Raw genomic sequence first — 21,044 nt, 5'->3', positions numbered from 1 at the left:
ACGAGACAACATGGGTATTGAGGGATCGTTCAACGATCCTCTACCTTGGCGGGCACGGCACAGTCCCCCCTCCTGCGAGGTGCCCATGAGCACATCCCCACCGCCCCAGGCCCTGTCGACCGACCCCCGCCCCACGGACGGCCAATCCTCCGACGACAGCGGCGCGTTCGGCTGGCTGCGCGCCCTCGGCCCACGCGGCCGCCGCGCCTTCGCGGGCGCCTTCGGCGGCTACGCCCTCGACTCCTACGACTACTTCACGCTGCCGCTGAGCATGGTCGCGATCGCCGCGTACTACGGCCTGGACAGCGGCCAGACGGGCCTGCTCACCACGGTCACCCTGGTCGTCTCCGCCATCGGCGGCGCGATCGCCGGGGTGGTCGCGGACCGGATCGGCCGGGTCAAGGCGCTGATGATCACGGTCATCACGTACGCCGTCTTCACCGTCGCCTGCGGCTTCGCGCCCAACTACGAGACGCTGCTCGTCTTCCGCGCCCTCCAGGGCCTCGGTTTCGGCGGCGAGTGGGCGGTCGGCGCGATCCTGGTCGCCGAGTACGCCACCGCCAAGAACCGCGGCCGCACTCTCGGCGCGATCCAGAGCTCCTGGGCGGTCGGCTGGGCGCTCGCGGTGATCGTCTACACCCTGGTGTTCCAGTTCCTCGACGAGGACATCGCCTGGCGCGTGATGTTCTGGACCGGTGCGCTGCCCGCCCTCCTCGTCGTCTACGTGCGCCGGAACGTGCAGGACGCCCCGGAGGCGGCCGAGGAGCGCGAGAAGAGCGCGCACAAGGGGTCGTTCACCGCGATCTTCAAGCCCGGCCTCCTGCGCGTCACGCTCTTCGCGGTCCTGCTCTCCACCGGCGTCCAGGGCGGTTACTACACGCTCGCCACCTGGGTGCCCACGTACCTGAAGACCGAGCGCGGACTCACCGTGGTCGGCACGGGCGGATATCTCGCGTTCCTGATCTCCGGTGCCTTCATCGGCTATCTCGCCGGCGGCTATCTCACGGACGTACTCGGCCGCAAACGCAACATCACGCTCTTCGCGTTCCTCTCCGCGGCCAGCATCCTGGCCTACACGAACATCCCGGACGGGGCCAACGGCCTTCTCCTTGTGCTCGGTTTCCCGCTCGGCTTCTGCATGTCGGCCATTTTCAGCGGCTTCGGTTCGTTCCTCAGCGAGCTCTACCCGGCAGCCGTGCGCGGCACGGGGCAGGGCTTCACGTACAACACCGGGCGCGCCGTGGGCGCCGTGTTCCCCACCATGGTCGGTTTCATGGCCGACAGCTGGGGCGTGGGCGGTGCCCTGGTCTTCGGCGCACTGGGCTACGCCATCGCCGTGCTCGCGCTGTTCGGACTGCCCGAGACGCGCGGGAAGGAGCTGGCATGAGCCCCTCGGTCACCGCGTCGCACAGCCCCGCGGAGGCCCGCGCGCTCTTTCGCGCGGGCACGAGCGGCCCGACGGCCGGCTGGGCGGCCGGCCACACCCAGGCCAATCTGATCGCCGTGCCCGCCGACTGGGCGTACGACATGCTGTTGTTCTGCCAGCGCAACCCGAAGCCCTGCCCGGTGCTCGACGTCACGGACGCGGGCTCCTGGACCACGCCCCTCGCGCCCGGCGCCGATCTGCGGACGGACCTGCCGCGCTACCGGGTGTGGCGGGACGGCGAGTTGACCGACGAGCCCACGGACGTGGTCGAGCACTGGCGGGACGACCTGGTGTCGTTCCTCATCGGCTGCAGCTTCACCTTCGAGTGGGCGCTGACGGAGTCCGGCGTCCCGATGCGCCATGTCGAGCAGGGCCGCAACGTCTCCATGTACGTCACCGCGCGCCCCTGCCGCCCGGCGGGCCGCCTGCACGGACCCATGGTGGTGTCGATGCGCCACGTTCCGCCCGAGCACCTCTCGACGGCGATCAGCGAGACCTCACTGCTGCCCGCGGTGCACGGCGGTCCGGTGCACTGCGGGGACCCCGCGGGGCTCGGCATCGACGACCTGACCCGGCCGGACTTCGGTGATCCGGTGGCCGCCGAGCCCGGTGACATCCCGGTGTTCTGGGCGTGCGGAGTGACACCCCAGGCGGCGGTGATGGCCTCGCGTCCGCCGTTCGCGATCACGCACGCGCCGGGGCAGATGTTCGTCACCGATGCCCGCGACGAGCAGTACAGGGTGGCCTGAGCGGCCGCCGAACGGAAACAGGAGATCTACGTAGATGACGGAAGCCTCGATCGACGCCGTGATCGATCTCAACGCCGACCTCGGTGAGGGCTTCGGCCGCTGGCGCCTGACCGACGACGAAGAGCTGCTCTCCGTCGTCACCAGCGCCAATGTGGCCTGCGGCTTCCACGCCGGGGACGCGGCCACCATGCGCCGCGTGTGCGAACAGGCCGCCGCGCGCGGCGTACGGATCGGCGCCCAGGTCTCCTACCGCGACCTGGCGGGCTTCGGGCGCCGCTCCATGGACGTACCCGCCGACGAACTGGCGGCCGAAGTGGCGTACCAGATCGGCGCCCTGGAGGTCTTCGCGCGGGCGGCAGGCACGCGCGTGTCGTACGTGAAGCCGCACGGTGCGCTCTACAACCGCGTCGTCCACGACGAGGGCCAGGCCCACGCCGTCGTCGACGGGGTCCTGCTCGCGGATGACACTCTGCCCGTCCTCGGACTGCCGGGATCGCGCTTCCTGGAGGTGGCCGACAAGGCCGGACTGCCGGTCGTCACCGAGGCGTTCGCGGACCGCGCGTACACCCCGGAGGGGACGCTCGTGCCGCGCGGCAGCGAGGGCGCCGTCATCACGGAGGCGGACGTCGTCGTCGAACGCTCCGTGGGCATGGCCCGGTCCGGGTCCGTCACCGCTCTGGACGGCCGGCGGATCGGCGTCCGCGCGCGCTCGCTGTGCCTGCACGGCGACACCCCGGGGGCGGTGGCCCTCGCCCGGCAGGTCCGTGCGCGCCTCGAGGGCGCGGGCGTGCGGGTGGAGGCCTTCGCGTGAGGGTGCTTCCGGTCGGCGATCTGGCGCTGCTCGTGGAACTCGCCGACGGCGACGAGGCGCAGGCGCTCCACGCCGAACTGCTGCGCCGCAGGGCCGCGGGGCTGATCCGCGTACGGGAGATCGTGCCCGCGGCCCGCACGGTGCTCCTGGACGGCCTCGACGACCCCGGCCGCGTCGGCGCGGAGCTCGCCGCCCTGGAGGTACCGCCCCTGTCGGCGCGCGCGGAGGACGTACGGGAGATCCCGGTCCGCTACGACGGGCCCGATCTGGCCGATGTGGCAGCGCACTGGGGGGTGCCGGTGACGGAGGTGGCCCGCATCCACGCGGCGACCGAATTCCGGGTCGCCTTCTGCGGGTTCGCGCCCGGCTTCGGCTACCTCACCGGGCTCCCGGAGCGCTATGACGTGCCTCGCCGGGCCACCCCGCGTACCAGTGTCCCGGCCGGCAGTGTCGCCCTCGCGGGACCGTACACGGGGATGTATCCGCGCTCCTCGCCGGGCGGCTGGCAGTTGATCGGCACGACCGACGCCGTGCTGTGGGACCACGCGCGCGTGCCCGCCGCGCTGCTCACCCCCGGGGTCCGGGTGCGCTTCGTGCCCGTCCCCCTCGTGCAGGGCTCGGAGGCACGATGACCGACCGGGCTTTCGCCGTCGTCCGGGCCGGGGCGCTGACCACCGTGCAGGATCAGGGCCGCCCCGGGCACGCGCACCTCGGGGTGCCGCGCTCCGGGGCCCTCGATCCGGCGGCGGCCCGCCTCGCCAACCGCCTCGTCGGCAACCCGTCCGACGCCGCCGTCCTGGAGACGACGCTCAACGGCTGCTCCGTGCGGCCGCGTTGCGCGGTGACGGTGGCGGTCGTGGGGGCGCCCTGCCCGGTGACGGTCGACGGACGCCCGGTGGCATGGGGTGCGCCCGTGCGGGTACCTGCCGGTGCGCTGCTCGACGTCTCGGCGGCCGTCTCCGGAGTACGTTGCTACGTCGCGTTCAGCGGCGGAGTGGCCGTCGACCCGGTCCTCGCCAGCCGCTCCACCGACCTGCTCTCCGGGCTCGGCCCTCCCCCGCTCGCGGACGGAGCCGTCATCCCGCTGGGGGCGGTCGGCGGGCCCCACGCGCGCGTGGACACCGTCCCGCACCTCGCACCACCCCGCGAGCTGATCCTGCGGGTGACGCCGGGACCGCGTGCCGACTGGTTCACTGCCGCGGCCCTGCGCACGCTGACCACGCGCGTCTACCGGGTGTCCTCGGCGAGCAACCGCATCGGCCTGCGCACCGAAGGGCCCTCCCTGGAGCGGGAGTTCACCGGCGAACTCCCCAGCGAGGGCATGGTCCTCGGCGCCGTCCAGGTGCCGCCGGACGGCCGTCCCGTGGTGTTCCTCGCCGACCACCCGACGACCGGGGGCTATCCGGTGATCGCGGTGGTCAGGGAGGCCGATCTGGCCGGTGCCGCGCAGGCGGTGCCGGGAACGCCGCTCCGTTTCGTCCCGGCGGCAATACGCTGAGGCCCCCGGGTCTCCCCTCCTACGCCGCCTCCGGCTGCTCGGCCGCGGTAAGCGCCACGAGGGCCGCCGTCACCGCGTCGGTGGCGCTCAGATCGAGCCGGGCGCTGCTGCCCCGCATCTGGTGCCGTATCTCGTCGACCGCGAGGGTGAGCAACTGGGGCAGCAGATCGGTGCACCTGCGCGCCACCCAGCCGGTGCCCGCGGTGGCCAGCCACAGCAGGTTCGCCGACCGGGTGGGCGACGGCAGTTGGGGCTCGCACGAGGGCGGGCTGCCCGCCGCGAAGCCCCGGGCGGCGAGCAGGGCGTGGAAGCGGGCGGCGACCAGGCGGTGGCCTCGCTCTCCGGGGTGCAGCCGGTCCGCGCTCCACAGGGTGCGGTCGGCGACCCACGCGTCGTCCGCGAGGTGCAGGTGCACGGCGCTGTACCGCTCGGACAACGCGTGGACGACGGCGTTGACCGCGCGTTGCCGCCGGGCCAGCGGGCGGGCCAACGCGCTGGGCAGCCCGAGCATGGCCCCCGGGTCGGGGAGGCAGGCGGTGAGCAGCGGGATGCCTTGCCGTGCGCAGGCCCCGTAGATCTCGTCGAGCCGCGTGGCCACGGCACGGATGTCGAACGTGCAGCGGAGAGTGTCGTTGACGCCGACGATCACGGACGCCAGGTCGGGCCGCAGCTCCAGCGCCGCGGGGAGCTGGCGCCCGAGCACGTCCGAGGTCTGGGCCCCGCTGACGGCGAGGTTGTGGAACCGCGCCTCCCCGCCACCCGCAACGATCCCCCCGGCCAACAGCGCCGCCCACCCCCGCAACCCCTGCCCCTCCCCCACCGGGTCACCGACACCCGCGGTGAGGGAATCCCCCATGGCAACAAAACACGGCAGCTTCACGACGCACCCCTCCGTGGCGAACCAAACCCACCGCCGAAAGCCCCACCCCCAAACCCCACCTCACCCAAGCCGAGCCCACCACCGAAAGCCCCGGCCCCCAGCCCCGACTCACCCACCCCGAGCCCCGCCTCATGCGCCCCCAAGAACGCGGCGACCGCCCCCTCCCACCCGAAGCACTCCGCACGCGCGCGTGCCGCCTCCCTCCGGAGTTGCTCCGGGCGGGCGAGGAGCGCCTGGACGGCGGTCGCGAACGCCCTGCCGTTGTCCTTCGCCACCTCGCCAGCGCCACCCACGATCTCCGGGAGTGCCGACGACACGCTGGCCACCACGGGCGTACCGCAGGCCAGCGCCTCCAAGGCCGCGAGCCCGAACGTCTCGCAGGGGCCCGGCGCGAGGCAGACGTCGGCCGTGGCCTGCAGCGCCCCCAGGGCCGCGCGGTCCGCGACGTGCCCCAGGAACGTCACCGGCAACCGCCGCTCGCGCGCCCGCAGTTCGAGGCGGGCGCGCAGCGGCCCGTCCCCCGCCACCACGAGGGCCGACGGAACTCCCCGGCCACGAAGTGCCTCCAGGGCGTCCAGCGCCATGCCCGGCCGCTTCTCCACCGACAGCCGTGAGCAGAGGACGAGGAGTACCTCGCCCCCGCGCGCGTGGCGGGCACGCACGCGTGCATCACGCAGTCCCGGATGGCTGCCCACCAGGTCGACACCGAGTGGCGCGCGGACGACATTGCGCGCCCCGATGCGGACGAACTCACGCTCGGCCCACTCCGTGGTGCACACGACCCGCGCGTAGGCGTGCGCCGTACGGGAGTTGAGGGCGTCGGCGGCCCGCAGGGCGGCCTCCCTGGGCATGCCCCAGGTGTTGAGGACACCGTGGGCCGTCTCGTGGGAGACCATCACGGCCGGGATCCTGCGGTGTCTGGCCCAGGCGCCGGTCCAGCGCAGGGTCGTGCGGTCGGAGACCTCGATGCGGTCGGGGGCGAGGCGTTCGAGGACCCGGGCCACCCTGCGCCGGTCGGCGAGGACACGGTAGCCGCCGGTGCCGGGCAGCAGCGGACCCGGCAGGGTCACGACGCGGCCCTGGTCGGTGTCGCGGACGGCGGCCCGCTCGCCGGGCACGATCAGCACGGGCTCGTGCCCGGCCGCGCGATAGCCGCGCCCCAGCTCCCGCAGCGCGGTGCGCAGTCCGCCCGACGAGGGGGCCACGAAGTTCGCGAGCCGCACGATGCGCAGCGAGCCGGCGGGGCGCGCGCCACCGCGGGCCGCCGCCGCTCGGTAGGCCGCTTCCCGGTACAGGGCCGCCCTCATGCCGCCACCGCCGTCCGCGAGGCGAGCACTTGGTAGTAGTGGTCGACAAGCCGCTCGCCCACCGCGTCCCAGGTCCGCCCCTCGACGGCCGCGCGCCCAGCCTCTCCGTAGGTCGCACGCAGCCCCGGATCGGCGGCGAGCGCCCAGACCGCGTCCCGCACCGCGAGGGCGTCGCGTGGCGGCACCAGGACGCCGGTGCGGCCGGGGACTACGAGGTCGAGCGGTCCGCCCGCGGCGGGCGCGATCACCGGCACGCCACTGGCCATGGCTTCCTGCACGGTCTGGCAGAACGTCTCGTAGGGCCCGGTGTGCACGAAGAGATCCAACGAGGCGAAGATCCGCGCGAGTTCGCCGCCGGTGCGGCGCCCCAGCATGACCGCGCCCGGCAGCGCAGTCCGGACGGAGCCCTCGCTGGGTCCGTCACCGACGACGACCAGGCGCACGCCCTCCAGGGAGCACACCCCGGCAAGGAGCTCGACCTGCTTCTCGGGGGCGAGACGCCCTACGTAGCCGACGATCAGCTCACCGTTCGGCGCCAGTTCACGGCGTACGCCCTCGTCCCGCAGCGCGGGTCGGAACCGGGCCGCGTCCACGCCCCGAGGCCACAGCCGCACCCGCGGCACCCCGTGCGCCACGAGATCACGCAGGGCCGCGGCCGACGGGGCGAGGGTGCGGTCGGCCGCGGCGTGCACGGCGCGGATGCGGCGCCAGGCGGTGGCCTCGCCCATTCCCATGTACGTACGGGCGTAGCCGCCCAGATCCGTCTGGTAGACGGCGACGGCGGGTATGCCCAGGCGAGCGGCGGCCGCCATGCCGCGCGCGCCGAGGACGAACGGGCTGGCCAGGTGGACGAGTTCGGCCCGGTGCGCGCTCAGCGCCGCCGACAGGCGTCGGCTGGGCAGGGCCACCCTGACCTGCGGGTATCCGGGAAGGGGCAGGGAGGGGACACGGATGACGGGGCAGGGCGCACTCGCGTCGGCTGTGGCGTCCGCCCCGGCCGCGGGGGCCGGGGCGATGACCAGGGGGTCGTGACCGCGCGCGGCGAGCTGCCGGGCGGTCTGCAGGGCGCAGTGCGCCACGCCGTTGACGTCGGGAGGGAAGGACTCGGTGACGATGACGACACGCATACCCGTGTTGTCGTCGCACGGGGCGTGGTCACGTCAACGTGGATCTTTCCTCGCGAGGAACGTCCCATGAGCGTTGCCCTCCGCACGCGCCCCGCCCCGGGGCGCGCCGGTCACACCTCGGCCGCGTCGGGGTCGATCCTGCTGCGTACCGCGGTCTGTACCTCGTCCTCTTCGGCGGGGTCCGCGGCGAGCCTTCTGAGCTGGGTGACCACGCGGGCGTCGCCGGTCTCGGCGTGCCGTGCGGCGACCTCGCGGGTGGACTCCTCGCAGTCCCACAGGCACTCGACGGCGAATCCGGCGGCGAAGGAGGGGTCGGTGGCGGCGAGCGCGCGGGCCGCGCGGCCGCGCAGGTGGGAGGAGGCGGTCTCGCGGTAGACGTGGCGAAGGACGGGGGCCGCGCAGGCGATGCCGAGCCGTCCCGCGCCGTCGACGAGTGTCCAGAGGGTCGGCGCGTCCGGGCCTTCGCCGCGGACGGCCTCACGGAGAGCGGCGAGCACCAGCTTGCTGTCCTGGGCGCCGCCCCTGCAGGCGAGCACCCGTCCCGCGGCGGCACCGAGCTCGTCGGGCCGCTGGGCCCAGCGGCGGGCCCGCTCGACGGCGGCGACGCCGCGCATCCGTTCGAAGGCCTCGGCCGCGGCGTCCACGACGGCCCGTGACGGGCTCTCCACCGCGAACTCGATGAGGTCGAACACATCGGGATCATGGGCGTCCGCGAGGTAGCGCAGGGCCGTGCCGCGCGCCCCGTCGGAGCCGTCGCGGGCGGCTGCGAGGATCTCGGCGCGATCTTCGGGCCCGGCGACCGCGCTCAGGCAGCGGGCAGCGGGCACGTGCAGGACGGCGCCGCGTTCGAGCCCTTCCTGCGCCCAGTCGAAGACGGCCTGGACGCTCCAGCCGGGGCGCGGCCCGGCGGGGCGCATCTGTCGCTGCCAGCGGTCGAAGGAGCCCTGTTCCCGTGCGGCGCGCACGCGGGCGCCGACGGCCTCCCGGGGGTCCTCCTCCCACAGCCGCCAGGGCCGGGGTTCGTAGGCGTCGCGCACGACGGCGGCCAGTTCGGCCTCGCCCTGCGCGTCCGAGGGGAATCTGCCGAGCACGGGCACGGCGAGGGCGCGCAGGCCCGCGTCGTCGTCACGCAGCGCCAGTTCGTCCAGGGCCCAGGCCCAGTTGGTGCCGAAGGCCGCGTACCGGCGCAGCAGTTCGAGGGCGTCATGCCTGCCGTACGAGGCGAGGTGCCCCAGGACGGCGAGCGCTAGGCCGGTGCGTGAGTCGTCCGTGTTCAGGACGTCCTCGGGGTCGAACAGATGCCGCTCGATCTCCTCGATCCCGCCACGGAGATCGAGGTAGAGCCTGGCGTAGTAGAGGGAGCGGTTCTCGACCTGCCAGTCGTGGCGCGGGTCGTGGAGCACGCAGGTCTCCAGGGCGGCGAGCGCCTCGGATCGGGGTGCGGTGAGTGCGTGCAGGGTGCCGTCGCCGCGGCCCCGCTGCAGCAGGCCGAGCAGCGTACCGCTGGGCGCTATGACCGGATCGAACATGGGAAACAGCCTCACATCAAGCGTCGACGCAACCGGGAATCGTGAATTACCTGGCCGTGCGCCAACACGTCGGGCCGCCCGCCGTCTTCTGCTTGCTGTAGACCATCTTCCTCTGCCTCTCGTCGGTGGCCCGTAGGGATCCCGGACGGGAGGTCCGGGGGCGGGCCGCTCACGGTCCACGCGGTGCGGCAACTCCTGCCCCGCCGTCGCGTCCGTGAATCACGTCGTCATGATGACCCAGCGGTTCACACCGCCGCGACCACATTTCCAGCGCCCCCGTTGTTGCTGGTCAGGTACCCCGCTCAGGCCGCCCCGAACAGCTCGACCAGCTCCGTCTTGGCGAACATCCGGGCGGTGTCCACCGCCGACGGCGTGCCCGCGGCCGGATCCGCGCCTCCGTCGAGCAGCGCCCGGATCACCGCGTCCTCGCCCTTGAAGACGGCACCGGCGAGCGGCGTCTGCCCCCGGTCGTTGGCACGGTTGGCGTCACCGCCCCGCTCCAGGAGCGCCCGGACCGCGTCCGCGTGGCCGTGGTAGGCGGCGAGCATCACGAGCGAGTCGCCGCTGTCGTTGGTGAGGTTCGCCGGAACGCCCGCGTCCACGTACGCGGCCAGGGCCGCCGTGTCGCCCTGGCGCGCCAGATCGAAGATCTTGGTCGCCAGCTCCACGACTTCCGGGTCGGGGGCTTCGCTCATGGACCGGACCGCCTTTCGACTGCGGGGTGACTCAGGGGGTGCGTACGGCGCCCAGTGCAGCCGTACGAGTGAATCGACAGGGTACTGCCCGTCCGGGCACATGACGGGGCGCGCCCGCGGCAACGATCACGAAGGCACCCGGACGCCTGCCGAAAGCGCACTCAGGAGGGCCTGCAGACCTCCGCCATTCGAGGGAAATCCGCGAAAATTCCCCCATTTGCACCTTTTATCGTATGGATACATGCTGTGAACCTGGAACAACTCATGGTGACTGTCCCCACCAACCAGGAGAACCGTCATGATCCTTTCCATCTCGGGCGTCGTGCTGCTCGGCATCATCGTCTTCCTGTTCTTCCGCAAGGACGGGCTCAAGGCGTCCCACGCCGTGGTCTGCGCGCTCTTCGGCTTCTTCATGGCGGGCACCGCCATCGCCCCGAGCATCAAGGCCGGCAGCGCGAGCCTGGCGAGCCTCCTGGGCGGGATCAAGTTCTGACGCCTCCTGCCCCCTGCAGCACTTCGTTCGCACCATCTGGAGACTGACGTGGCCCGGCGCCCCCTCCCCCGCATCCTGAGCAACGGCACCGCCTCGATCGCCCGCAGCCGGGAGTTCGCACGGTCGGCCGCCGACAGCGCCACCGATGTCCTCCACCCGCTGATCACGATCACTCGTGGACTGCGCCGGCTGGCAGGGGCCGGGCGGCGCAAGTGGGCCGACACCCCCAAGGACCGGCGCGGACCGCTGCTGTTCCTCGTCGCTTCCGTGATCCTGGTCGTGACCCTCATGCCGTACGGTCCGCTGCTCGCCGCCATCTGCCTGATGGCGGCCGCCGCATGGACCGGCCGGGAACGCACGGAGCCGGCCCCCACCGGCCCCGACGAGGCACAGACCCAGCGGCTGCAGTCCCTCTACGAAGCGCTCGTGCCGTACTTCTCGGTCCCCGAGGACCCGGCGCCGCTCTTCGCGCACGGCGGAGAGTGGGACAAGGCCCTCACGTCGTACGAGTTCGACGACGACGGACGTGTCTCCCATCTGGTGGTGCGCTACCCCGCGTACTTCACGGACGGCGAGGCCGAGTCCCGCACCCGCATCGAGCAGCTGCTGCACGCCAAAGCGGGCCGTGGCCGCGAGTACCACTTCGAGTGGGACGCGGAGGGCAACCAGCTCACGGTGAACGTGCTGCCCCCGCTGCCCACCGACATCGCCGCCCAGCGGTTCGTCACGTCCCCCGGCGAGACCGTCCTCGGCTTCACCGATCCCACCGGGGTCCAGCGCACCCTCCCCGTGGCGGACGGCGACACACAGCGCGACGTACCCCCCGTCGTCTGGCGCACCGGCCCCCGCTCCACCGAGCCGCACCTCCTGGTGATCGGCGAACCCGGCAGCGGCACCACCACCCTGCTCCGCTCCGTCGCCCTGCAGGCCCTGCAGCACGGCGACGTCCTGATCGTCGAAGGCAGCGGCATCGGCGACTACGCCTGCCTGACCGGACGCGACGGTGTTCTGGCCATCGAGTGCGGGCTGGCGGGAGCCCTGGCGAGTCTGGAGTGGGCGGCGCACGAGACGGAGCGTCGCCTCATCTCCGCCAACCGGGCCCGCCAGGCGGGCCACGCCGCCCCTGAGGACACCAAGCGCCCCCTGTGGATCGTCATGGACCGCCCCAGCGTGCTCGGTCACCTCGCGGCGGCCGACGGACGCCAGGACCCGCAGGCCCTGCTCCAGGTGCCCCTGCGGCACGGCAGGGCGGCCAACGTCACGGTCGTCGTGGCCGACCAGTTCGACAGCCTCGACTCCCTGAGCGACCCGGTGCGCCAGCACACACGCGCGCGCGTGGTCCTCGGCCCCACCACGCCCGACCAGGTCGAGGAGATCCTCGGGGTGCCGCCGCGCACGACGCCCACCTGCGACGTCCCGCCCGGCCGGGGGTACGCCCGGCTCGGCACGGGTCAGGTGCACCGGCTCCAGGTGCCCGCCACGCCCGATCCGTACGACGACGCGACGAGTGAGGCCCACCGGCAGGCGGTGACGGAGCTGCTGCCCCCACGCAGCGCCCCCGCCGACGCCGGGACGGGCGCGACCGAGACGGCGACAGCCGAGACGGGTACCGAGGTCGCCGTGGATGCCGACGCCGACACGGCGGCGGCGAAGCCGGGCGCGCGGCCGGAGCCCGTGCCCGCCGAAGGCTGACGCCTTCGCGCGCCCCGGGGGGCTCAGGCCACGAAGGCCCGCGATGCCTCCACGCCCCCGCCCGCCCCTGTCTCGACCAGACGCGCGGCCGCGGCGAGCCGCACCGCCGCCTCCTCGGCCACCGCGCCTCCCACGGTGAACGGCAGCCGCACATACCCCTCGAAGGCTCCGTCCACGCCGAAGCGCGGCCCTGACGGAACCCGGACCCCGACCCGTTCGCCCACTTCGGCGATGCGGGAGCCGGAGAGGCCGCCTGAGCGCGCCCACAGGGTGAGGCCGCCCGCCGGTACCGCGAACTCCCATTCGGGCAGTTCGCGGCGGACGGCGGCCACCAGGGCGTCACGGTTCTCGCGGGCCTGGGCCCTGCGCACCTGCACGGCCGATTCCCAGCCGCCGGTGCTCAGCAGCCAGTTCACCGCCAGCTGTTCCAGGACAGGGGTCCCCATGTCGGCGTACGCGCGCGCCGAGATGAGACTGCGGATGACATCGGGGGCGGCCCGCACCCAGCCGATGCGCATGCCCGCCCAGAAGGCTTTGCTGGCCGAGCCGACGGTGATGACGGTCGAGCCCGCCGGGTCGAAGCCGCAGACGGGACGCGGCATCGTCAGGTCGTCGTCGAGCTGCAGCTCGATCATGGTCTCGTCGACGACGAGGACCGTGCCGGCGGAGCGCGCGGCGTCGACGAGCTTGCGTCGCTGGTCCTCGGACGCGAGGGCGCCCGTGGGGTTGTGGAAGTCCGCGACCACGTAGGCGAGCCGGGGCGCCGCGTCGCGCAGCACCTGGCGCCAGCGGTCCATGTCCCAGCCCTCCAGCCCCTCGGACATGGCGACGGGGACGAGACGGGCGCCCGTCTCGCGCATCAGCTGCAGAATGTTGGCGTACGACGGGGACTCGACGGCGATGCGTTCGCCGCGCGGCGCGAACAGATGACAGATCGCGTCGATGGCGCCCATCGCGCCGGTCGTGACCATGATCTGTTCGGGCATGGTCGGGATGCCGCGCGCGGTGTAGCGCTCGGCGAGCATCTGGCGCAGCGCGGGCAGACCGGCCGGGAAGTCACCGTGCGTGTGCGCGTACGGAGGGAGTTCCTCCAGGGCGCCCTGCACGGCGCGGGTGAGCCAGGGCTCCGGCGCGGGCAGCGCGGCGCAGCCCAGGTCGATCATGGAGCCGAGCGCCTCGGGCGGGAGGGGTTCGAGGCCGCGGGCGGGCAGGGGGTTGCCGGCCGGGACCGCGGTCCAACTGCCCGCTCCCCTGCGGGATTCCAGGAAGCCTTCGGTGCGCAGCGCCTCGTACGCGGCCGCGACCGTGGTCCGGCTGACGGCGAGGGACACGGCGAGCTCGCGCTCGGCGGGCAGCCGCGCGGCGACCGGTACACGTCCTTCGAGGACGAGCATGCGGACGCCGTCGGCCAGGGCGCGGTAGGCGGGCGGGCGGCGCGAGCCCGGGCCCGCGGGGCGCGTCTGCTGGGAGGTGAGCAGCCGGGCGAGCTGTGTGGCGCCCACCGCCGAAGTCCACTGAGCCATGATTCCCAGTCCACCTTCCTGGAATTGGCCATGGTTGGCATCCCTTTACGAGCCACAGAGTGTCATGCGTCAGGCCACCACCACCAGCAGGGGGGCATCTCTTGTCCACGACGAAGCCACATCTCACACGGCGGCTCATCCAGTTGTACGTCGGTCTGGCGCTCTACGGCGCCAGCTCCGGGCTCCTGGTGGTGGCCGGACTCGGCCTCGAACCGTGGAACGTGCTGCATCAAGGCCTCGCCGAGCTGACGGGGATGTCCATCGGCATCGTCTCGATCTTCATCGGGGCGGCCGTGCTGCTCCTGTGGATCCCGCTGCGCCAGCGCCCCGGGCTGGGCACGGTCTCCAACGTCTTCGTCGTCGGCCTCGCGATGGACGCCACCCTCGCGCTGATGCCGGACGCGCACGCGCTCGGCGCCCGCATCCCGCTGCTCGTGGCGGGGATCGTCCTGAACGGCGCGGCCACCGGGCTCTACATCGCCGCGAGGTTCGGGCCGGGCCCCAGGGACGGCCTGATGACGGGCCTGCATCAGCGCACGGGCCGCTCCGTCCGGCTCATGCGCACGCTGGTCGAGGTGGCCGTGGTCGCCACCGGTTTCGCCTTCGGGGGCACGGTGGGCATCGGCACGGTGCTCTACGCGCTGGCGATCGGTCCGCTGGCCCAGTTCTTCCTGCGCTTCTTCGCCGTCGCCCCTGCTCCATCCGGGGGAGGCGTGGTGGCTGCCGGCGGGCAACCGGAGCGGGCGATACTGCAGCCGTGACCACGCGCGTACGCCATCCCTATCTCGACCATCCCGGCCCGCTCGCCTTCGCCCACCGCGGCGGGGCGGCGGACGGCCTGGAGAACACCGCCGCCGCGTTTCGGCGCGCGGTCGAACTGGGCTACCGCTACATCGAGACGGACGTGCACGCCACGTCGGACGGCCGCCTGGTGGCCTTCCACGACGCGACGCTCGACCGCGTGACGGACACGGCCGGGAAGATCGCCGACCTGCCGTGGAGCGCCGTGCGCCACGCGCGCGTGGCGGGCGGCGAGCCGGTGCCCCTCTTCGAAGAGCTCCTGGAGTCCTTCCCCGACATCCGCTGGAACGTGGACGTGAAGGCCGAGCCCGCCCTGCTCCCGCTCCTCGAACTGCTGCGCCGCACCGGCGCCTGGGACCGCGTGTGCGTCGGCTCGTTCTCCGAGGCCCGCGTGGCCCGCGCCCAGCGGCTCGCGGGCCCGCGCCTGGCCACCTCGTTCGGTACGCGGGGCGTGGCGGCCTTGCGGCTGAGCTCGTTCGGCGTCCCGGCCGGCGTGCGCCGCTCCGCGGTGTGCGCACAGGTGCCCGAGACACACGGCGGGATCCGGGTGGTGGACCACCGCTTCGTCCGCGCGGCCCACGCGCGCGGGCTGCAGGTGCACGTCTGGACGGTGAACGACGCCGGACGCATGGCCGCTCTTCTCGATCTCGGTGTAGATGGCATCATCTCTGATCACATCGAGACGCTGCGCGAAGTGCTGAAGGACCGGGGAGCCTGGGCCTGACCGCCTCCGGGACGGCAGCGGACCACGGGGACCAGCGAGGGGGCACGGGTGGGCACCGACACCGTGCGGGCAACGCCACCGGCCGACGAGAGCGCCGCCGAACGACGACGCGAGCAGCGCGGCTGGTACTTCTACGACTGGGCGTGCTCGGTCTACTCGACCAGCGTCCTGACCGTGTTCCTCGGCCCGTACCTGACGGAGATCGCCAAATCGGCCGCGGACCGCGACGGATACGTCCACCCGCTGGGCGTCCCGGTCAGCGCCGGGTCCTTCTTCGCGTACGCGGTGTCGGCGTCGGTGATCCTGTCCGTCGTGGTCATGCCGATGGCGGGCGCCACCGCCGACCGCACGGGCCGCAAGAAGCCGCTGCTCGCAGTGGCCGCCTACCTGGGGGCCGCGGCGACGGCGGGCATGTTCTTCCTGGACGGCGACCGCTATCTGCTCGGCGGCTTCCTGCTGATCGTCGCCAACGCCTCGCTCGCCGTGTCGATGGTGCTCTACAACTCCTACCTGCCGCAGATCGCGCCCCCACAGGAGCGTGACGCGGTCTCCTCGCGCGGCTGGGCGTTCGGTTACGCGGCGGGGGCGCTGGTCCTCGTGGCGAACCTGGTCCTGTTCCTGGCGCATGACACCTTCGGTGTCTCGGAGTCGACGGCCGTGCGCATCTGTCTGGCCTCCGCGGGCGTGTGGTGGGGCGCCTTCACGCTCGTGCCGCTGCGGCGGCTGCGTGACCGCAAGGTGCCGCCCTCCACGGCGTCGGCCCGCGGCTGGCGACAGCTGGCGTCGACCGTGCGCGACATGCGCCGCCATCCGCACACCCTGTCCTTCCTGCTCGCCTATCTCGTCTACAACGACGGCGTGCAGACGGTGATCTCCCAGGCGTCCGTCTACGGCGCCGAAGAGCTCGGTCTCGGCCAGTCCACGCTGATCGTGGCGGTACTCCTCGTTCAGGTGCTCGCGGTGGCCGGGGCGCTCGGCATGGGGCGCCTCGCACGGGCGTACGGCGCCAAACGGACCATCCTCGGTTCACTCGTCGCGTGGACGGTGACGATCGGCGCGGGCTTCTTCCTGCCCGCGGGCGCGCCGGTGTGGTTCTTCGTGCTCGCGGCGGGAATCGGTCTGGTGCTCGGAGGTTCGCAGGCGCTCTCGCGGTCCCTGTTCTCGCATCTGGTGCCCGCGGGCAAGGAGGCCGAGTACTTCTCCGCGTACGAGATCAGCGACCGCGGGATGGCCTGGCTGGGGCCGCTGATCTTCGGCCTGACCTATCAGCTCACCGGGAGCTACCGGGACGCGATCGTCTCGCTCGTGGCCTTCTTCGTGATCGGTTTCGTCCTGCTGGCGCGGGTACCCGTAGGGCGCGCGATCCGCGACGCGGGAAATCCCGTACCCGACAGGATTTAGCAACTGAAGCCAAAGGGCGGTAGTGTACGCGTTTGGCTTACCAGGCGGACCGTTACTGCGCGCTGAAGATTCAGAAACGCAGGGTGACATCCTCTGTCAGATGTGACATACCGGGCGCTGGTGGGTACAACAAGGGGCGGCATACGACGGCGACGCATGACCCTTAAACGGGAATCTTTACCGCCGACCGGACGTTGACCGGATGACGACGACAGCGACACCTGTCCTGTGGGCGACAAGCCCGGGAGGCACGATTCATGAGTGAGCGAGCTCTTCGCGGCACGCGCCTCGTGGTGACAAGCTACGAGACCGACCGCGGCATCGACCTGGCTCCGCGCCAGGCCGTGGAGTACGCATGCCAGAACGGACATCGTTTCGAGATGCCGTTCTCGGTCGAGGCGGAGATCCCGCCGGAGTGGGAGTGCAAGGTCTGCGGGGCCCAGGCACTCCTCGTAGACGGCGACGGACCTGAAGAGAAGAAGGGGAAGCCTGCGCGTACGCACTGGGACATGCTCATGGAGCGCCGTACTCGAGAGGAACTCGAGGAGGTCCTGGAGGAGCGCCTCGCGGTTCTCCGGTCAGGAGCCATGAACATCGCGGTGCATCCGCGGGACAGCCGCAAGTCCGCCTGACGGCGAACTGACAACACCGCACACGAAGGCCGGGGCCGCTGCTGAGCAGTGGCCCCGGCCTTCGTGCTGCAACGGCTGCTGCACCGGCCCGCTCAGCGGGGAGGCAGCTGCGGGTCGTCCGGGTGCGGGCCCCGGGGCGGCCGCTCGTCGTCCCTGATGACCTCGCCCTGGACGACCTTTCCGTCCGGACGGTGCATGCGCGCCTGCTGATAGGCCTCGCCGAGACCGCCCTGCGTGGCCGCCTCGCGGACCTTGCGCTCGAAGGTCTTCTCCGCCTTTCGGCTGACGGCCTTCTGGACGGGCGGCACCAGCAGAAGCAGTCCCAGGGCGTCGGAGATCAGCCCCGGGAGGATGATCAGCAGGCCGCCCAGCATCGTCAGGGCGTTGCCGCCGCCCCGCTCGGAGGGGTGCGGCGCCAGGCCGCTCTGCTGCTGTTGCACCGCCTCGCTCAGCTCGCGGAAGGCGCGGCGCCCGGCGTGCTTGATGACCATGCCGCCGAGCACCACACCGGCCACGAGCAGCAGGAACACCATGAGCCCGCCGGCGGCGCCCGCCACGACGGTGAGCAGCCAGATCTCCAGGACCAACCACGCGGCGATGCCGAGCGGCAGGAACCTGAGGACGCGGGAGCGCCGGGGCCGGGCGGGTCGGGTGGGCGGTACGCCAGTCGTCATGGCTCCAGTGTGCCTGGGCCCGGCTCAGACCGGCATAAGGGAGTGATCAACAAGCGACGGCCGCCGGAGCGACGATCAGGACTTCTTGCCGTCCTTGGAGGGCTCCTGCGCTCCCTCGGCGTCCTTGCGGCCCAGGGCGCGTCCCACGCGGCCCACCCGCTCTCCCACGCCCCACGCGGTGACCCGCCACAGCGCCTCGGCCACGATGTCCTGGCTCATCTTGCTGTCGCCGTGCTCCCGCTCGACGAAGGTGATCGGCACCTCGACGACGTGATAGCCCGCCTTGATCGCGCGGCGCGCCAGGTCGACCTGGAAGCAGTACCCCTGCGAGGCGACCTCGCCGAGGCCGATGCCTTCGAGGGTCTCGCGGCGGAAGGCGCGGTAGCCGCCCGTGACGTCGCGGATCGGCACGTCGAGCATCAGGCGGGAGTACGTGCTGCCGCCGCGGGAGATGATCTCGCGGTACTTGGGCCAGTTGACGATCCGTCCGCCCGGCACCCAGCGCGAGCCGAGCACGAGGTCGGCGCCCTTGAGCGCGGTGAGCAGCCGGGGCAGCTCCTCGGGCTGGTGGGAGCCGTCGGCGTCCATCTCGACGACCACGCCGTAGTCGTTGTCCAGGCCCCACTGGAAGCCCGCGAGATAGGCCGCGCCCAGGCCTTCCTTGCCCTTGCGGTGCAGCACGTGCACGTTCTCGTCGTCGGCCGCGAGCTCGTCGGCGATCTTGCCGGTGCCGTCGGGGCTGTTGTCGTCGGCGACGAGGATGTGCGCCTCGGGCACGGCGACGCGGACACGACCGACGATGGCCTGGATGTTCTCCGCCTCGTTGTAGGTCGGAATGATCACCAAGGCCAGGCCGAGCGGGCCGAACTGCCTCCCCTGGTCACCGGTTTCGGAGACCGCACCGCCGTCGTTCACTACTGCCCCTTCGTTCGTACGCAGAGGACCACCATAGTGGCCGCTTCCCGCACGGCCACGGCGGCACGGGCGGTAGAGGGGAGTACTGCGGATCGGGGCCCGGCACCCTTCGGGCCGACCTGGGGCCCGCTGGCTGCGGGTCGACCGAGAGCCGTTGTCTACTGAGCGTCCGGGCCCCACCCGGGTCACACCTGCCGGCCCGGTGGAACGTTCCCTCGCTTCCGCGGCGCGGGCGCTGGACCTGGCTCCCAGTGGTGGTGCGCCGGTGCGGCACACCGCCCATGGCCCAGCGGCGTTCGACGGCTGCGTGGAATTTCTCCGGTCGGACGTCCTTTGGTGGACCCGGCCGAACCTACCGGCCGACGGCCGCGTTCTGTCAATAGCCATGTGACCTGGGCCGATTCCAAAGACAGCCAGGTCAGTGCCGAGGATACGCAGGTCGTGCGACGCGACAACGGGCCGCGATCGGCGGTACGCACCGCCGGGACATCACTCGTCCGGCCCTACGTAGACCGGCTGTCCGAAGACCACCGTGCGCAGGCAGACGGGGAGTTCGGCACCCGGGGAGAGGTCCGGCAGTCCGGGCGTGCCGGAGCGCGGATCGGTCGACCAGCGGGCGACCCGGTCGTCCGGCGCCTGGACCACGAGATCCGCGGTGCGCCAGACGGCGTAGTCGGCGGGCGCCCCCGGCACCAGGACACCCGCGTCGTCCCGGCCGATGGCCCGCCAGCCGCCCCGGGTGTGGGCCGTGAAGGCGGCGCGCACCGACACGCGGTGCTCGAGGGTCTGATGGAACGCGGCGGCGCGGACGGTGCCCCAGGGGTCGAGCGGGGTGACGGGGCTGTCGGAGCCGAAGGCGAGCGGGACGCCGGCGCGCAGGAGGGCCGCGTACGGGTTGAGGGTGCGGGCCCGTTCGGCGCCCAGGCGCTGGACGTACATGCCGTCGTCGCCGCCCCACAGGGCGTCGAAGGCGGGTTGCACGGAGGCGGTGAGGCCGAGTTCGGCGAAGGCGGCGATCGTCTCCGGGGTGAGCATCTCGGCGTGCTCGACGCGGTGCCTCGCGGCGCGGACGCGGGCCAGGCCGACCTTCTCGGACGCGGCGCGGATGCCCTCGACGACGGCGGTCACCGCGGCGTCGCCGATGGCGTGGAAGCCCGCCTGGACCCCGGCCTCGGTGCAGGCGACGACGTGCGCGGCGACGGCGGCCGCGTCCAGATAGGCGGTTCCGGTGTGGCCGGAGTCGGCGTACGGCTCGTGCAGGCAGGCGGTGTGGGAGCCGAGGGCCCCGTCGACGAAGAGGTCACCCGCGGCGCCGATGGCCCCCAGTTCCTTTGCTCGGGCGACGCCTTCCTCGCCCTGCTGCGCCCAGTAGCCGACGACGCGCGGCCCGGCCTCATCGGCGGCGAGGCGCAGCAGCCCGGTGAGGTCGTCCTCGCTGGAGATCTCGGGGCCCGCGCACTCGTGCACCGAGCCGATGCCGAGGGACGCGGCGCGCCGCAGCGCCGCCCGCTGGGCCTCGGTGCGCTGCTGCGGGGAGAGCGCGCCGAGCGCGGCGGCGCGTACCGCGTGATGGGCGTCGCCGGTCAGCGGCGCGTCCGGGTAGAAGCCCGTGCGCCCGGTGACGCCGGGGACGAGGTCGAGCAGCGCCGTGGTGACGACGGCCGAGTGGACGTCGATGCGGGTGAGATAGAGGGGACGGCCACCGGCCGCCTCGTCGAGTTCCGCGCGCGCGGGCGGACGGCCGTCCGCCCAGCGGGCCGAGTCCCAGCCGTGGCCGAGCAGCACCCGGTCGTGGGGCCGGGCGGCGGCGTGCTCACGTACGAGAGCGAGCGCTTCGCCGAGGGAGCGGGCGCCTGTCAGGTCGAGGCCCGTCAGGGCGAGACCGGTCGACGTGGTGTGCACATGCGCATCGGTGAACGCGGGGGTGACGAGCGCTCCTTCGAGGTCGACGACCTCGTCCACGCCGTCGGCGAAGGCGTCGGCCGCGCCCTCCGATCCCACCCAGGCGACGTGCCCGCGTTCGACGACCATGGCCGTGGCGAACGGATCGGCGGGGCTGTGGACGTCGCCGCCGCGCAGCAGCACGGTGCGGTGGCCCTGAGGGCCGTTCTGGGGGGTGGTGCTCTCGCTCATGGGACCCAGTCTGGCCCCTCCTGGTGCGGGGCCC

General features: G+C 72.8%; 20 protein-coding genes. 11 read left to right on the top strand and 9 right to left on the bottom strand.

Going from position 1 to position 21,044, the window contains the following annotated elements; genetic code table 11:
* The first annotated feature begins 85 nt into the window (after positions 1-85).
* Genes ACWD02_RS24505 through ACWD02_RS24485 form a run of 5 tightly spaced genes read left to right on the top strand, consistent with a single transcriptional unit; the run spans position 86 to position 4,484 of the window.
* Entirely contained in the window at positions 86-1,387 is a 1,302-nt protein-coding gene (locus ACWD02_RS24505; RefSeq protein ID WP_451214504.1) for an MFS transporter, read from the top strand.
* A complete protein-coding gene (locus ACWD02_RS24500) occupies positions 1,384-2,175 on the top strand; it encodes a putative hydro-lyase (RefSeq protein ID WP_451214502.1) in 792 nt (263 codons plus the stop codon). Before ACWD02_RS24505 ends, ACWD02_RS24500 begins: the two co-directional genes overlap by 4 nt.
* A 34-nt stretch (positions 2,176-2,209) precedes the next feature.
* Positions 2,210-2,986, top strand: a complete 777-nt coding sequence (locus tag ACWD02_RS24495; RefSeq protein ID WP_451214500.1) for a LamB/YcsF family protein — start codon at positions 2,210-2,212, stop codon at positions 2,984-2,986.
* The gene (locus ACWD02_RS24490) at positions 2,983-3,618 is read left to right on the top strand and encodes a 5-oxoprolinase subunit B family protein (RefSeq protein WP_451214498.1); all 636 of its coding nucleotides are present in this window, start codon (positions 2,983-2,985) and stop codon (positions 3,616-3,618) included. The genes ACWD02_RS24495 and ACWD02_RS24490 overlap by 4 nt, the downstream gene beginning before the upstream one ends.
* Positions 3,615-4,484, top strand: coding sequence for a 5-oxoprolinase subunit C family protein (locus ACWD02_RS24485; protein ID WP_451214496.1), 870 nt, complete (start codon positions 3,615-3,617; stop codon positions 4,482-4,484). Before ACWD02_RS24490 ends, ACWD02_RS24485 begins: the two co-directional genes overlap by 4 nt.
* A 19-nt stretch (positions 4,485-4,503) precedes the next feature.
* On the opposite strand, the gene ACWD02_RS24480 is transcribed toward ACWD02_RS24485, so the two are convergent.
* The 5 genes from ACWD02_RS24480 to ACWD02_RS24460 all read right to left on the bottom strand — a co-directional run bounded on the left by ACWD02_RS24480 (position 4,504) and on the right by ACWD02_RS24460 (position 10,022).
* Positions 4,504-5,340 carry an SGNH/GDSL hydrolase family protein gene (locus ACWD02_RS24480; protein WP_451214495.1) on the bottom strand — a complete coding sequence of 279 codons (837 nt, stop codon included), beginning with the start codon at positions 5,338-5,340 and terminating at the stop codon, positions 4,504-4,506.
* 20 nt (positions 5,341-5,360) lie between these two features.
* Positions 5,361-6,671, bottom strand: coding sequence for a glycosyltransferase (locus tag ACWD02_RS24475; protein ID WP_451214493.1), 1,311 nt, complete (start codon positions 6,669-6,671; stop codon positions 5,361-5,363).
* Positions 6,668-7,798 (bottom strand): glycosyltransferase family 4 protein, encoded by a 1,131-nt coding sequence (locus ACWD02_RS24470; protein ID WP_451214491.1) that lies wholly within the window; start codon positions 7,796-7,798, stop codon positions 6,668-6,670. The genes ACWD02_RS24475 and ACWD02_RS24470 overlap by 4 nt, the downstream gene beginning before the upstream one ends.
* Before the next feature lie 110 nt (positions 7,799-7,908).
* Positions 7,909-9,327, bottom strand: a complete 1,419-nt coding sequence (locus tag ACWD02_RS24465; protein WP_451214489.1) for a HEAT repeat domain-containing protein — start codon at positions 9,325-9,327, stop codon at positions 7,909-7,911.
* Positions 9,328-9,629: 302 nt separating this feature from the next.
* Complete coding sequence (locus ACWD02_RS24460; protein ID WP_451214487.1) at positions 9,630-10,022, bottom strand: ankyrin repeat domain-containing protein; 393 nt, start codon at positions 10,020-10,022, stop codon at positions 9,630-9,632.
* A gap of 298 nt (positions 10,023-10,320) precedes the next feature.
* On the opposite strand from ACWD02_RS24460, the gene ACWD02_RS24455 reads away from it, so the two are divergent.
* Both ACWD02_RS24455 and ACWD02_RS24450 read left to right on the top strand, forming a co-directional pair.
* Complete coding sequence (locus ACWD02_RS24455; protein ID WP_160503705.1) at positions 10,321-10,515, top strand: hypothetical protein; 195 nt, start codon at positions 10,321-10,323, stop codon at positions 10,513-10,515.
* 48 nt (positions 10,516-10,563) lie between these two features.
* The gene (locus ACWD02_RS24450) at positions 10,564-12,207 is read left to right on the top strand and encodes a hypothetical protein (RefSeq protein WP_451214485.1); all 1,644 of its coding nucleotides are present in this window, start codon (positions 10,564-10,566) and stop codon (positions 12,205-12,207) included.
* Between the two features lie 23 nt (positions 12,208-12,230).
* Here ACWD02_RS24450 and ACWD02_RS24445 read toward each other — a convergent pair whose 3' ends face one another.
* The gene (locus ACWD02_RS24445; RefSeq protein WP_363211087.1) at positions 12,231-13,730 is read right to left on the bottom strand and encodes an SCO1417 family MocR-like transcription factor; all 1,500 of its coding nucleotides are present in this window, start codon (positions 13,728-13,730) and stop codon (positions 12,231-12,233) included.
* Between the two features lie 101 nt (positions 13,731-13,831).
* On the opposite strand from ACWD02_RS24445, the gene yczE reads away from it, so the two are divergent.
* From yczE to ACWD02_RS24425, 4 genes are all read left to right on the top strand, one after another.
* Positions 13,832-14,491, top strand: coding sequence for a membrane protein YczE (gene yczE / locus ACWD02_RS24440; protein WP_451214483.1), 660 nt, complete (start codon positions 13,832-13,834; stop codon positions 14,489-14,491).
* On the top strand, positions 14,488-15,255 hold the full coding sequence (locus ACWD02_RS24435) for a glycerophosphodiester phosphodiesterase (protein ID WP_451214481.1): 768 nt from the start codon (positions 14,488-14,490) through the stop codon (positions 15,253-15,255). Before yczE ends, ACWD02_RS24435 begins: the two co-directional genes overlap by 4 nt.
* Before the next feature lie 48 nt (positions 15,256-15,303).
* Positions 15,304-16,656, top strand: coding sequence for an MFS transporter (locus ACWD02_RS24430; protein WP_451214479.1), 1,353 nt, complete (start codon positions 15,304-15,306; stop codon positions 16,654-16,656).
* Positions 16,657-16,913: 257 nt separating this feature from the next.
* Positions 16,914-17,288 (top strand): RNA polymerase-binding protein RbpA, encoded by a 375-nt coding sequence (locus ACWD02_RS24425; RefSeq protein WP_030360404.1) that lies wholly within the window; start codon positions 16,914-16,916, stop codon positions 17,286-17,288.
* Positions 17,289-17,380: 92 nt separating this feature from the next.
* Here the strand turns inward: ACWD02_RS24425 and fxsA are convergent, their stop codons facing one another.
* From fxsA to ACWD02_RS24410, 3 genes are all read right to left on the bottom strand, one after another.
* Complete coding sequence (fxsA, locus tag ACWD02_RS24420) at positions 17,381-17,962, bottom strand: FxsA family membrane protein (RefSeq protein WP_451214477.1); 582 nt, start codon at positions 17,960-17,962, stop codon at positions 17,381-17,383.
* A gap of 75 nt (positions 17,963-18,037) precedes the next feature.
* Complete coding sequence (locus ACWD02_RS24415) at positions 18,038-18,877, bottom strand: polyprenol monophosphomannose synthase (protein WP_451214476.1); 840 nt, start codon at positions 18,875-18,877, stop codon at positions 18,038-18,040.
* A gap of 489 nt (positions 18,878-19,366) precedes the next feature.
* Positions 19,367-21,010 (bottom strand): amidohydrolase, encoded by a 1,644-nt coding sequence (locus tag ACWD02_RS24410; RefSeq protein ID WP_451214474.1) that lies wholly within the window; start codon positions 21,008-21,010, stop codon positions 19,367-19,369.
* Positions 21,011-21,044 lie beyond the last annotated feature (34 nt).

It is taken from the genome of Streptomyces sp. NPDC002853, assembly GCF_053591915.1.
The sequence above is the reverse complement of the archived record's forward strand: the minus strand, read 5'-3'. Positions and strand labels throughout refer to the sequence as shown.